Here is an 11,674-nt window from a genome sequence, read left to right as displayed (position 1 = left end):
ATGGCATACGATCTCGAAGAACAGGAAAAGCTGGACGCCATCAAGGCGTGGTGGGCTAGATACGGCACGCTGGTCGTGACGCTGTTTGCCGTGGTGGCATTGGCCTGGGGCGGTTGGTGGGGCTGGAAGGCCTATGAATCGCACCGTGCCAACCAGGCCATGGGTTACTTCGAAGCGCTGGAAGATGCGGCCCGTTTGGGCGGCGCCGATTCGGCGGTGCGCATCAAGACGGCGGCCGCGACGCTGCGTGAACAATACCCGGCCACCGGCTATGCGGCGCGCGGCGCCTTGGTCGCGGCGCAGGCCCTGCAAGCCCAGAAGGACGAAGCGGGCGCGCGTGAACAGCTGGAATGGCTGGCGGCGCAAGGCAAGAATCCGTCGATGCAAGCGGTGGCGCGCCTGCGTCTGGCCGGCATGCTGCTGGACCAAAAGCAGTTTGATGCGGCGCTTGCGCAATTGAACAATCCGCCGGCCGCGTTTGCCGCCTTGTTTGCTGACCGTCGTGGCGATATTCTCGCGGCGCAAGGCAAGCGCGATGAAGCGCGTGCGGCCTGGCAAAGCGCCATTGATGGCTTGGGCACGGCGAATCCGCTGACCCAGGTTGTGCAATTGAAACTGGATGCCCTGAGCGGAGCGTAACTGTAATGCGTAAATTTGCACCTGGTCGTACGTGGCGTGGCGCTGTCTGCCTGGCAAGCTTGCTTGCCCTGGGTGGCTGCGGTCTGTTCTCCCACGATGATGGCCGCTACGATCCCGCCCCACTGACCGAATACAAGGCCGGCATGTCCGTGCGCCAGATCTGGTCCACGTCGATCGGCAGCGGCTCAGGCCTGGGCTTTGCGCCCACGGTGCTGGGCACGGCCGTCTACGCCGCCACGCCGGATGGCTCGGTCGGCAAGTTCGACCTGCAAAGCGGCCGCCCGTTGTGGAAGGCCAAGACCGAAGGCAAGCTGTCCGCGGGAGCCGGCAGCGACGGCACCACGACCGCCGTCGCCTCGCCCGATGGCGATGTGATTGCGTTTGACGACACCGGCAAGGTCAAGTGGAAGGTCCGCGCGACCAGCGACGTCACGATCCCGCCGGTGGTGGGCTATGGCATCGTCGTCGTGCGCAGTGGCGATTACCGCATCCAGGCGTTCGACGCCAATAGCGGCGAGCGCGTCTGGAACGTGCAACGCCCCGGCCCGTCGCTTGCCTTGCGCAGCGTGTCGCAAATGGTGCTGGCCGAAGGCCTGGTCATCACCGGCCTGCCCGGCGGCAAGCTGATGGCAATCGCGTCCGACAGTGGCAACGTGCAGTGGGAAGGCACCGTGGCTACGCCGCGCGGCGCCAGCGACCTTGAACGCCTGACCGACGTCGTCGGCACGCCGCGTATTACGGGCAACCTGCTTTGCGCAGTCGCCTACCAAGGGCGTATCGTCTGCTTTGACGTGACCGCCGGCGGTCGCCCGTTGTGGGCCAAGGACTTCTCCAGCGTCAGCGGCATGACCCTGGACGACCGTTTTGCGTACTCGGCGGATCAAAATAGCGTTGTCAACGCGTTTGCGCTGGATAATGGCGGCAATGTGTGGAAGCAAGCGGCGCTGAAAAATCGCCAGCTGACCGCCCCGGCCATGCTGGGCGGCGCGCTTGCCGTGGGCGACCTGGAAGGGTATCTGCACTTTCTGTCGCGTAGTGATGGCAGCCTGATGGCGCGGCTGTCCGTGGGTGGAGGCGCCGTCGTTTCGCCGCCGCAAACCACCCCCCAAGGTGTGCTGGTCCAGACGGGCAATGGCAATCTCGTCATGATCGGCGCCAACTAAAACTCATAGAACAAAGCCTTACACCGTGTCTTTCAAGCCTGTCGTTGCCCTGGTCGGTCGCCCCAATGTGGGGAAGTCGACCCTTTTCAACCGCCTGACGCGATCGCGCGCCGCGTTGGTGGCCGATTTTTCCGGCCTGACCCGCGATCGCCATTACGGTGAGGGCAGGGTAGGCGAGATCCCCTTCATCGCTATCGATACCGGTGGTTTCGAGCCCGTCGCCAAGGACGGCATCCTGCTTGAGATGGCGCGCCAGACCCGGCAGGCCATCGCCGAGGCCGACGTCGTGGTGTTCCTGGTGGACGCTCGCGCCGGGCTGAACGCCCACGACCACCAAATCGCCCAATTGCTGCGCAAGTCTGGCCAGCAACGCGTTCTGCTGGCGGTGAACAAGGCCGAAGGCATGGGCCTGGGCCCCGCCATTGCCGAATTCCACGAACTTGGTCTGGGTCAGCCCTTTCCGATCTCGGCGGCGCACGGTGACGGCATTGTCGACCTGATCGAACTGGCCCTGAAAGACCTGGCCGAACCGCCGGCCGAAGACGAGCCATTCGAAGAAGGCGAGGGCGAGCACGATCACCGCATCAAGCTGGCCATCGTCGGCCGTCCCAATGTGGGCAAGTCGACGCTTATCAATACGCTGATGGGCGAAGAGCGCGTCATTGCGTTCGACTTGCCCGGCACGACGCGCGACGCCATTGAAATTGACTTCGACCGCGATGGCCGCCGCTACACGCTGATCGACACGGCCGGGCTGCGCAAGCGCGGCAAGGTCTTCGAGGCCGTCGAGAAATTCTCGGTCATTAAGACGTTGCAGGCCATTGAGGCCAGCAACGTCGTGCTGCTGATGCTGGACGCGCACACCGAAATTTCCGAGCAGGACGCCCACATCGCGGGCTTCGTGCTGGAAACGGGCCGTGCCGTGGTGGTCGCCATCAACAAATGGGACGGCCTGGACGGCGAGGAAAAGGAACGCATCGAACGCGAATTCCAACGCAAGCTGCGCTTCCTGTCGTTCGCGCGCATGCACACCATTTCGGCCTTGCGCGGCCAGGGCATCAAGCCCTTGCTCAAGTCCATCAACTCGGCGCACGCCGCGGCATTCGCCAAGTTGTCCACGCCGAAGCTGACGCGTGAACTTCAGGCCGCCATCGAACAGCAACAGCCGCCGCGCAAGGGTATCTTCCGCCCCAAGATGCGCTACGCGCACCAAGGAGGGCAGAACCCGCCGCTGGTCGTCATTCACGGCAATGCGTTGGATGCCATCCCCGATTCGTATCGCCGCTATCTGGAAACGCGTTTCCGCAACGCGTTCGATCTGGCCGGCACGCCGCTGCGCATCGAATTCAAGTCGTCGCACAACCCCTACGCGCAGGAAAGTTGATCCATGAGCCGTTTCTGGAGTCCCGTGGTCGGGACGCTCAGTCCGTATGTCCCGGGCGAGCAGCCCAAGCTTCAGAACCTGGTCAAGCTGAACACCAACGAGCATCCGTACGGGCCGTCGCCCAAGGTGCTTGAGGCCATACGCGCGGCCGCTGACGACACGCTCAAGCTGTATCCGGACCCGTCTTCGGACCGGCTGCGCCAGGCAATCGCAACCACTGTCGGCGTGCAAGCCAACCAGGTCTTCGTCGGCAATGGGTCCGACGAAGTGTTGGCCCACGCATTTCTTGCGCTGCTCAAGCACGACAAGCCTCTGCGCTTTCCGGATATTACCTACAGCTTCTATCCGGTCTATTGCGGCTTGTACGGCATCGAGTTCGAAACGGTGCCGCTGGCTGCGGACTTTTCCATCAATGTCGACGACTACCTGCCGGGTGCAAACGGGCAGGCGGGCGCCATCATCTTCCCCAATCCCAATGCGCCGACCGGCCGGGCGCTAAGCCTGGCCGATGTTGAACGCATCGTGACCGGCAACCCCGACTCGGTTGTGGTGGTGGACGAGGCCTATGTGGACTTCGGCGGGGAATCCGCGGTGGGCCTGGTGGGCCGCTATGACAACCTGCTGGTCGTGCAGACGTTGTCCAAGTCGCGCTCGCTGGCTGGGCTGCGTGTTGGCTTTGCCGTGGGCAGCGCTGAACTCATCGATGGCCTTGAGCGCGTAAAGAACAGTTTCAACTCCTACCCGATAGATCGCCTGGCGTCGGCCGGCGCAGTAGCGGCATTGGAGGATACAGAGTACTTTGACAAGACTCGCCAAGCCGTGATCGAAACCCGGTCGCGGATGACGATGGGCTTGCAAGCGTTGGGCTTCGAGGTTTTGCCGTCGGCCGCGAATTTCGTGTTCGCGCGGCACGCTTCAAAAGACGCTGCGGGCCTGGCCGCCGCCTTGCGCGAGCGCAGCATCATCGTGCGTCATTTTCGTCATGCTCGCATCGATCAGTTTCTGCGTATCACGGTGGGCACTGACGAGCAGGTCAACCTGCTTCTGAAGGCGCTTGAAGAGGTCCTGAAAGCGTGATCTTCAGGGGCATTTCAGCTTGAAATTTCTGGTGTCACTTTTGCTTCCTGGCCAAGTAGCACGGGCCGGGAAAACCCTGTAGAGTACATGTTTCGGTGTGCTCCACCAGCACAAGAAAGCACATCATCACTCAATAACAAACAAATGGAGCCTGGCCAATGAGCAATAAAGGGCAAACTCTGCAAGATCCGTTTCTGAACACGCTGCGCAAGGATCATGTGCCCGTGTCGATCTACTTGGTAAACGGCATCAAGCTTCAAGGGCAAATCGAATCTTTTGATCAGTACGTGGTGCTGCTGCGCAATACGGTTACGCAAATGGTTTACAAGCATGCCATTTCCACCGTCGTCCCCGCGCGCGCCGTGAATTTTCAGGTGGAAGTCCCTGCTGAATAATCTCGCTCCAGCTTTACCTTTTTTTGCCCGCCTGACGGTTGACGTCGGCGGGCATTTTCGCTTTGGCTCCAATATGGTGCATGTATGCGCGCTCTGATTATCAGCGTGGATCTGGGTGACCCGGACCACGCTGCCCACGCCGAGGAATTCACCATGCTGGCCAAGGGCGCGGGTGCGGAAGTCGTCGGTACGCTGACTGCCCGGCGCGATCGCCCCGACGCCAAGTTCTTCATCGGTTCGGGCAAAGCGGACGAAGCCGTGGGGATGGCGCAAGCCCTGCTGGCCGATATCGTCCTTTTCGACCAGCCGTTGTCACCGGCTCAGCAACGCAACCTTGAGCGGGCTTTCAACCTGCGCGTGGTGGATCGCGTTGCGCTCATTCTGGATATCTTCGCGCTGCGCGCAAAAAGCCACGAAGGCAAATTGCAGGTCGAACTGGCGCAGTTGCAGCATCTGGCCACGCGCCTGACGCGCATGTGGAGCCACCTGGAACGTCAACGCGGCGGTATCGGGATGCGCGGTCCGGGCGAGTCGCAGCTGGAAATGGATCGCCGAATGATCGGCGCCAAGGTCAAGACGCTGCGCGAGCGGTTGGACCGCGTCGAGCGCCAGCGGGTGACGCAACGGCGCGCCCGCGCCAGGGGCGGTGCGCTGTCGGTGTCGCTGGTGGGTTACACCAACGCGGGCAAGTCCACGCTGTTCAATGCGCTGACGCGTGCTGACAGCTACGCCGCCGATCAGCTGTTCGCCACGCTGGACACGACCACGCGTCGTATCTGGATCGACGGCGCCGGGTCGGTAGTGGTGTCGGACACCGTCGGATTCATCCGCGACCTGCCGCACGGCCTGATCGCCGCGTTCCGCGCAACACTCGAAGAGACCGTCCACGCCGATCTGCTGCTGCATGTGGTCGACGCGGCCAGCCCGCAGCGTGACGAGCAGATATTTGAAGTCAACAAGGTTCTTGCCGAAATCGGAGCCTCCGCGATTCCGACCATTCTGGTATACAACAAGATTGACCGGGCGGGTTTGGAACCCCGGGTGGAGCGCGATGCACATGGTACGATTGCGCGAGTATTTGTAAGCGCCACCGAGCGCGCCGGTCTGGATGCGTTGCGCGGGGCAATTGCGGAGACCGGACAGATTGTGGGAAACAATGCCGCGAATTATCAAACTCTTCAATCTGAATGACCCCGGTTGGGGTCGTGGGAACAACAATGGCTCCGAGCCGCCGCCGAAGCGGCCTCAAGGCAATGGAGACGGCCCACCTGACCTGGACGAAGTCTGGCGCGATTTCAATAATCGCATCGGCTCCTTGTTTGGTCGCAAGGGCGGTGGCGGTGGTAACAACCGCCCCGGTAACCGAGGCGGCATGACGCCGCCGTCGCCGCGTGGTACGCGCATCGGCCTGGGCGTCATCGCCCTGGTCGCGGCGGGTATCTGGCTGGCCAGTGGCTTCTACATCGTGCAAGAAGGCCAGGTCGCGGTTGTGACCCAGTTCGGCAAGTACAAGAGCACGTCGCAAGCCGGCTTCCAGTGGCGCTTGCCGTATCCCATTCAAAGCCAGGAAATCGTCAACGTGTCGCAGCTGCGCACGTTTGAAGTCGGTTTCCGCGGCGGTTCGCGCAACAAGGTCCTGCCTGAAGCGCTGATGCTCACGACGGACGAGAACATCGTCGATATGCAGTTCGTCGTGCAATACCGTCTGCGTGCCGACGGCGGCCCTGATTACCTGTTCAAGACGCGCGACCCGGACGAATCCGTCCGCCAGGCTTCTGAAACGGCCATGCGCGAAGTCGTGGGCAAGCAGTCGATGGACTTCGTCCTGTACGAAGGCCGTACCGCGGTTGCCACGCAAGTGCAGGCCTTGATGCAGCAGATCCTGGATCGCTATCAAAGCGGGGTGCAGGTCAGCACTGTTGCCATCCAGAACGTGCAGCCGCCCGAGCAGGTGCAAGCCGCCTTTGACGACGCCGTCAAGGCCGGTCAAGACCGCGAACGCCAGATCAACGAAGGCCAAGCCTACGCCAACCAGGTCGTGCCATTGGCCAGCGGCCAGGCATCGCGCATGACCGAACAGGCTGAAGGCTACAAGGCCAAGGTGGTGGGCGATGCGCAGGGTAATACCTCGCGCTTCACCAGCATCCTGGGCGAATACGAAAAGGCGCCGCAAGTGATGCGCCAGCGTATGTACCTGGAAAGCATGCAAGACATCTTCACGCGCGCCAGCAAGGTCATGGTCGACACCAAGAGCAACAACAACATGTTGTATTTGCCCTTGGACAAAATCATGCATCTGGCTGCCCAGGACGCCAGCAAGTCCAGCGTCGGCAACCCGGGTTCGCCTGCGTTGATCAGCCCGCCAGTCCAACCGCCGTTGCGTAGCAACGCGGCGCCGGCGCCCCAGTCTTCCGGCAGCAGCAATAGCAACACGCTGCCCCGCGACCGCACGTCGCGCTAACCCGGAGGATTTCTGATCATGCAACGTTTTATGCCCATCCTGGTCGGCCTGCTTATCGTGCTGGCTGCCCTGTCGTCATGCGTCTTCGTCGTGCGCGAGCGCGACTACGCCCTGGTGTTCTCACTGGGCGAAGTGCGCAAGACCATTAATGAACCCGGCCTGTACTTCAAGGCGCCGCCACCGTTCCAGAACGTCGTGACGCTGGACAAGCGCATCCTGACCATCGAAACCAACGAAGCCGAACGCATCCAGACTTCTGAAAAGAAGAACCTGCTGATCGATTCCTACGTGAAATGGCGTATTGCGGACCCCCGCCAATACTACGTTTCGACGGGCGGCAACGAGCGCGTCGCACAAGAGCGGCTGCAAGCGCTGATCCGTGACGCCTTGAACGCTTCGGTCAACGTGCGTACCGTGCGTGACGTGGTGTCGACCGAACGCGACAAGATCATGGCCGAGATCCTGACCAACGTGGCAAAGCGCGCCGAGCCTCTGGGGGTGCAAATTGTCGACGTGCGTCTGCGCCGTATCGAGTTCGCGCCTGAGATTTCGGAATCGGTGTACCGCCGCATGGAAGCGGAGCGTACGCGCGTCGCCAACGAGCTGCGTTCCATTGGTGCCGCCGAGGGCGAGAAGATCCGCGCCGAAGCAGATCGCCAGCGCGAAGTGATTGTGGCTCAGGCTTACGCCACGGCGCAGGGCATCATGGGCGAAGGCGACGCCGCCGCCGCTTCGATCTATGCCCAGGCCTACGGCAAGAACCCGCAGTTCTACACGTACTACAAGAGCCTGGAGGCGTACCGCGCTTCGTTCTCGAAGCCGGGCGACGTGCTGGTGGTCGACCCCAGCTCCAGCTTCTTCCAGTTCATGAAGGACCCGGCGGGCGAAGCATTGGCGCCGGTTACCGTGCCCGCCAAGTAAGTCACCACGCACCTTGCGCACTGAAAACCCCTTGGAATTCCAAGGGGTTTTTTATTGCTGCAAGGGCGTTGTAGGTTGGGCGGTGCCGCCTGTTCGTCGATAGGGGGACGGCTTGCGGCCCTGATAATCCCGGCTAGCGCTGTCGGCCGACTCATGTACAATACCGCGTAAGCTAGAAAACATTCCGCAGCGGCTGAGCGGGCTTACGCCCCCTCAGCCGCTTTTTCGTTTGGGCGACGCCCACGCATCACTTGGCGTTATTCAGGTAAACATTCATGGGTAACTGGTTGCTGCCCGAGAGCCTTGCCGACGTACTTCCGGCAGAGGCCCGGCGCATCGAGGAATTGCGCCGCGAACTTCTCGACTTGTACCGTACATACGGCTTCGAGCTGGTCGCGCCGCCCCTGGTCGAATACATCGATTCATTGCTGTCCGGCACCGGTAGCGATCTGGATCTGCGAACCTGCAAGCTGGTTGACCAGCTGACCGGTCGCACTCTGGGTGTACGGGCCGACATGACTCCTCAGGTCACGCGCATTGATGCGCACTTGTTGAACCGTGCCGGCGTGACGCGCCTGTGCTATTGCGGCAACGTGCTGCACGCTCGCCCGGCGGATCTACTGTCCAGCCGCGAGCTGCTGCAGATCGGCGCCGAGATTTATGGCCATGCCGGGTTTGAGGCCGATCTGGAAATCATCCAGCTTGTGTTGGAAACCGTGGCAATCGCAGGCGTGCGCAACCCCCGTCTGGACTTGTGCCATCCGGGTGTGGTGCGCGCCATTGTCGAATCCGACCCTGCCGCCGTCGCCTTGGCCGAAGACGTCATCCGTCTGTTGCGCGAGAAAGACGTGCCGGGGCTGGGTGAGCTGGCTGAAAGGGCGCCCGGCATGCGCGAAGAGACGCTGACTGCGTTGAAGTTGCTGCCAAATTTGTATGGTGGGCCCGAAGTGCTGAAAGTTGCACGTCGTGACCTGCCTTTGTTGCCTGGCGTGGCAGCGGCGCTGGATGCGCTGCAGGCCCTGGTGGATGCCATGCCCAACGTGGCATTCGGCGTGGACCTGGCTGATGTGGGCGGCTACGGCTACCACTCCGGCGTCAAGTTTGCGTTGTATGCCGAAGGGTGGCACGACGCGCTGGTCAGCGGTGGACGCTATGACGACGTCAGCCGTGCATTTGGCCGCGCTCGTCCGGCCACGGGCTTCAGTTTGGATTTACGCAAACTGGCGGCGGGTTTGCCGCCAGCAGAGCGGGCGCGAGCGGTTCGCGCGCCCTGGGGGCAGGCCCCCGCCTTGACCGAGGCGGTTCGCCGTTTGCGCCGGTCAGGGGAAATTGTCGTTCAGGTATTGCCCGGTCACGAGCAGGATCAGGACGAATTCGTTTGCGATCGCGAGCTGGCGCTGCAAGATGGCGCCTGGACGGTCAGAACGCTGTGACTAACTCCCTCTTGGAAACGAGAGGGCCGCGGGGAGATTTCCGGATTTCCCGAGAAACTCGATATTGATTCGTAACATGAGCAAGAACGTAGTCGTAATCGGCACCCAATGGGGTGACGAGGGCAAAGGCAAGATCGTCGATTGGCTGGCGGAATCCGTCCAAGGCGTGGTCCGCTTCCAAGGCGGTCACAACGCCGGCCATACGCTGTGGATCAACGGCAAGAAGACGATTCTTCGCCTGATCCCGTCGGGCATCATGCATCCCGGTGTCACCTGCTTTATCGGCAATGGCGTCGTGCTGTCCCCGGAAGCCCTGCTCAAGGAAATCGAAGAGCTGGAAGCCGCCGGTCTGGACGTGCGCTCGCGCCTGCAGATTTCCGAAATCTGCCCGCTGATCCTTCCTTATCACGTGGCCATCGACAAGGCGCGCGAAGCGCGCAAGGGCGAAGGCAAGATCGGCACGACCGGTCGTGGCATCGGTCCGGCGTACGAGGACAAGGTTGCCCGCCGCGCGCTGCGCGTGCAGGACCTGTTCAACCCGTCGCTGTTTGACGAGAAGCTGGCCGAAGTCCTGGATTACCACAACTTCGTGTTGACCAAGTATCTGGGCGCCGAAGCGGTTTCCGCCAACGAAGTGCGCGATCAGGCCATGGCGCTGGCTCCGGCCATCGCTCCCATGGTCAAGGACGTTTCCAGCAACCTGTATGCCATGCAGCAGGAAGGCAAGCGCATCCTGTTCGAAGGCGCGCAGGGCGCATTGCTGGATGTCGACCACGGCACGTATCCCTTCGTCACCAGCAGCAATTGCGTGGCTGGTGCCGCTTCGGCCGGTGCTGGCGTGGGTCCGCAGCAGCTGGATTACGTGTTGGGCATCACCAAGGCGTACACCACCCGCGTGGGTTCGGGTCCGTTCCCCACGGAGCTGGTCGACGAAATCGGCACGCGTCTGGCCACCATCGGCAAGGAATTCGGTTCGGTCACCGGCCGTCCTCGCCGTTGCGGCTGGTTCGACGGCGCCGCGCTGAAGCGTTCGGTTCGCCTGAATGGCATTTCCGGCCTGTGCATCACCAAGCTGGACGTGCTGGATGGCCTGGAAACGATCCAATTGGGCGTCGGCTACCGCGTCAACGGTGAATTCCGCGACGTGCTGCCTTACGGCGCTCACGCCGTTGCGCAAGCGCAACCGGTGCTGGAAGAGTTGCCGGGCTGGTCCGAGTCCACCGTCGGCATCACCGAGTACGACAAGCTGCCCGCCGCTGCTCGTCGCTACCTGGAACGCGTGGCCGAAGTTTGCGGCGTGCCGATCGACTTGGTGTCGACTGGCCCTGACCGCAATGAAACCATTGTCCTGCGTCATCCCCTGAAGGGCTGATCGGGTTATTATTCCAAAGGCCGCCGCCGGTCTCATACCGGCGGCGGCCTTTTCGTATCTTTAAGCAGGAGACGCTTACCTATGAGCGCGCCGACCAATGATGAGAGCCATCTGTGGGTGACGTGGGACGATTACAACCGGCTGATTGAGCGCCTGACCTTGCAGGTGCACCAGTCGGGATGGAAGTTCGACAAGATTCTTTGCCTGGCGCGCGGCGGTATGCGCGTCGGCGACGTTATGTCCCGTATTTTTGATGTGCCGCTGGGCATTCTGGCCACCAGCAGCTACCGCGAAGCTGCGGGCACCAAGCAGGGCGACATGGACATCGCGCAGTTCATCACCATCACGCGCGGCACATTGTCCGGGCGGGTGTTGTTGGTGGACGACATGGTCGACACCGGCAAGACCTTCAGCAAGGTCTACGATCATCTGAAAAGCCAATTCGCCGACATCACGGAATTGCGCAGCGCCGTCCTCTGGTGGAAAGGGCATTCCCAGGCCACGCCCGACTATTACGTCGAGAAGTTGCCCACGAATCCCTGGATCCACCAGCCGTTCGAGGACTACGACAGCCTGCGCCCGCATCAGCTGGAGGCGTGGATCCGCAAGGGTTATAAGAGCTGAGCTCGGCCAGTCTGAAGTCCAATGCAGGAAAGGAGGGATGCATCTGTGCGCCAAGTGTCCCTCCTAGTAGTCAAAGCGTGCATGACCATGCTAGAATCGCTGGTTATCGCTAAACCGAACTTGGCTTGTTACTCTTTGGGTAGTCTTTGGGTAACGGAAACAGCCAGCGGAAATCCGAGAAATACGTAAAAAACGGGCAAGAGTG

The 11,674-nt window shown here is 61.8% G+C and carries 11 protein-coding genes; all 11 read left to right on the top strand.

Annotated features, from left to right (window positions below; translation table 11 throughout):
• The 11 genes from V6F88_RS26845 (at nt 1) to V6F88_RS26795 (ending at nt 11,469) form a co-directional block, all read left to right on the top strand.
• Nucleotides 1–639: a YfgM family protein gene (locus tag V6F88_RS26845; RefSeq protein ID WP_046803682.1), complete on the top strand. Its 639-nt coding sequence runs from the start codon at nt 1–3 to the stop codon at nt 637–639.
• 5 nt (nt 640–644) lie between these two features.
• Nucleotides 645–1,802: an outer membrane protein assembly factor BamB gene (gene bamB, locus V6F88_RS26840; protein ID WP_046803681.1), complete on the top strand. Its 1,158-nt coding sequence runs from the start codon at nt 645–647 to the stop codon at nt 1,800–1,802.
• 25 nt (nt 1,803–1,827) lie between these two features.
• Nucleotides 1,828–3,186: a ribosome biogenesis GTPase Der gene (gene der, locus V6F88_RS26835; RefSeq protein WP_332613373.1), complete on the top strand. Its 1,359-nt coding sequence runs from the start codon at nt 1,828–1,830 to the stop codon at nt 3,184–3,186.
• 3 nt (nt 3,187–3,189) lie between these two features.
• Nucleotides 3,190–4,263, top strand: coding sequence for a histidinol-phosphate transaminase (hisC, locus tag V6F88_RS26830; RefSeq protein ID WP_332613372.1), 1,074 nt, complete (start codon nt 3,190–3,192; stop codon nt 4,261–4,263).
• A gap of 158 nt (nt 4,264–4,421) precedes the next feature.
• Complete coding sequence (gene hfq, locus V6F88_RS26825) at nt 4,422–4,658, top strand: RNA chaperone Hfq (RefSeq protein ID WP_006218585.1); 237 nt, start codon at nt 4,422–4,424, stop codon at nt 4,656–4,658.
• 84 nt (nt 4,659–4,742) lie between these two features.
• A complete protein-coding gene (hflX, locus tag V6F88_RS26820; protein ID WP_332613371.1) occupies nt 4,743–5,849 on the top strand; it encodes a GTPase HflX in 1,107 nt (368 codons plus the stop codon).
• On the top strand, nt 5,815–7,119 hold the full coding sequence (gene hflK, locus V6F88_RS26815; RefSeq protein ID WP_332613370.1) for an FtsH protease activity modulator HflK: 1,305 nt from the start codon (nt 5,815–5,817) through the stop codon (nt 7,117–7,119). The genes hflX and hflK overlap by 35 nt, the downstream gene beginning before the upstream one ends.
• An 18-nt stretch (nt 7,120–7,137) precedes the next feature.
• A complete protein-coding gene (gene hflC, locus V6F88_RS26810) occupies nt 7,138–8,040 on the top strand; it encodes a protease modulator HflC (RefSeq protein ID WP_046803676.1) in 903 nt (300 codons plus the stop codon).
• Nucleotides 8,041–8,315: 275 nt separating this feature from the next.
• Nucleotides 8,316–9,473 carry an ATP phosphoribosyltransferase regulatory subunit gene (locus V6F88_RS26805; RefSeq protein ID WP_332613369.1) on the top strand — a complete coding sequence of 386 codons (1,158 nt, stop codon included), beginning with the start codon at nt 8,316–8,318 and terminating at the stop codon, nt 9,471–9,473.
• 76 nt (nt 9,474–9,549) lie between these two features.
• Nucleotides 9,550–10,845: an adenylosuccinate synthase gene (locus V6F88_RS26800; protein ID WP_050446295.1), complete on the top strand. Its 1,296-nt coding sequence runs from the start codon at nt 9,550–9,552 to the stop codon at nt 10,843–10,845.
• 81 nt (nt 10,846–10,926) lie between these two features.
• Entirely contained in the window at nt 10,927–11,469 is a 543-nt protein-coding gene (locus tag V6F88_RS26795) for a phosphoribosyltransferase (RefSeq protein WP_046803673.1), read from the top strand.
• The last annotated feature ends 205 nt before the right edge of the window (nt 11,470–11,674 follow it).

This window comes from Achromobacter sp. ESBL13 (assembly GCF_036668755.1).
In the GTDB taxonomy this organism is placed as follows: Bacteria; Pseudomonadota; Gammaproteobacteria; order Burkholderiales; family Burkholderiaceae_B; genus Achromobacter.
Note: the sequence above shows the minus strand (reverse complement) of the source record. Positions and strands in the feature narration are given on the sequence as shown.

What these genes read in the sequence shown, in the direction of transcription:
- V6F88_RS26845 (WP_046803682.1), top strand. Translation starts at nt 1, where the DNA reads ATGGCATACGATCTCGAAGAACAGGAAAAGCTGGACGCCATCAAGGCG.
- bamB (WP_046803681.1), top strand. Translation starts at nt 645, where the DNA reads ATGCGTAAATTTGCACCTGGTCGTACGTGGCGTGGCGCTGTCTGCCTG.
- hisC (WP_332613372.1), top strand. Translation starts at nt 3,190, where the DNA reads ATGAGCCGTTTCTGGAGTCCCGTGGTCGGGACGCTCAGTCCGTATGTC.
- hfq (WP_006218585.1), top strand. Translation starts at nt 4,422, where the DNA reads ATGAGCAATAAAGGGCAAACTCTGCAAGATCCGTTTCTGAACACGCTG.
- hflX (WP_332613371.1), top strand. Translation starts at nt 4,743, where the DNA reads ATGCGCGCTCTGATTATCAGCGTGGATCTGGGTGACCCGGACCACGCT.
- hflK (WP_332613370.1), top strand. Translation starts at nt 5,815, where the DNA reads ATGCCGCGAATTATCAAACTCTTCAATCTGAATGACCCCGGTTGGGGT.
- hflC (WP_046803676.1), top strand. Translation starts at nt 7,138, where the DNA reads ATGCAACGTTTTATGCCCATCCTGGTCGGCCTGCTTATCGTGCTGGCT.
- V6F88_RS26805 (WP_332613369.1), top strand. Translation starts at nt 8,316, where the DNA reads ATGGGTAACTGGTTGCTGCCCGAGAGCCTTGCCGACGTACTTCCGGCA.
- V6F88_RS26800 (WP_050446295.1), top strand. Translation starts at nt 9,550, where the DNA reads ATGAGCAAGAACGTAGTCGTAATCGGCACCCAATGGGGTGACGAGGGC.
- V6F88_RS26795 (WP_046803673.1), top strand. Translation starts at nt 10,927, where the DNA reads ATGAGCGCGCCGACCAATGATGAGAGCCATCTGTGGGTGACGTGGGAC.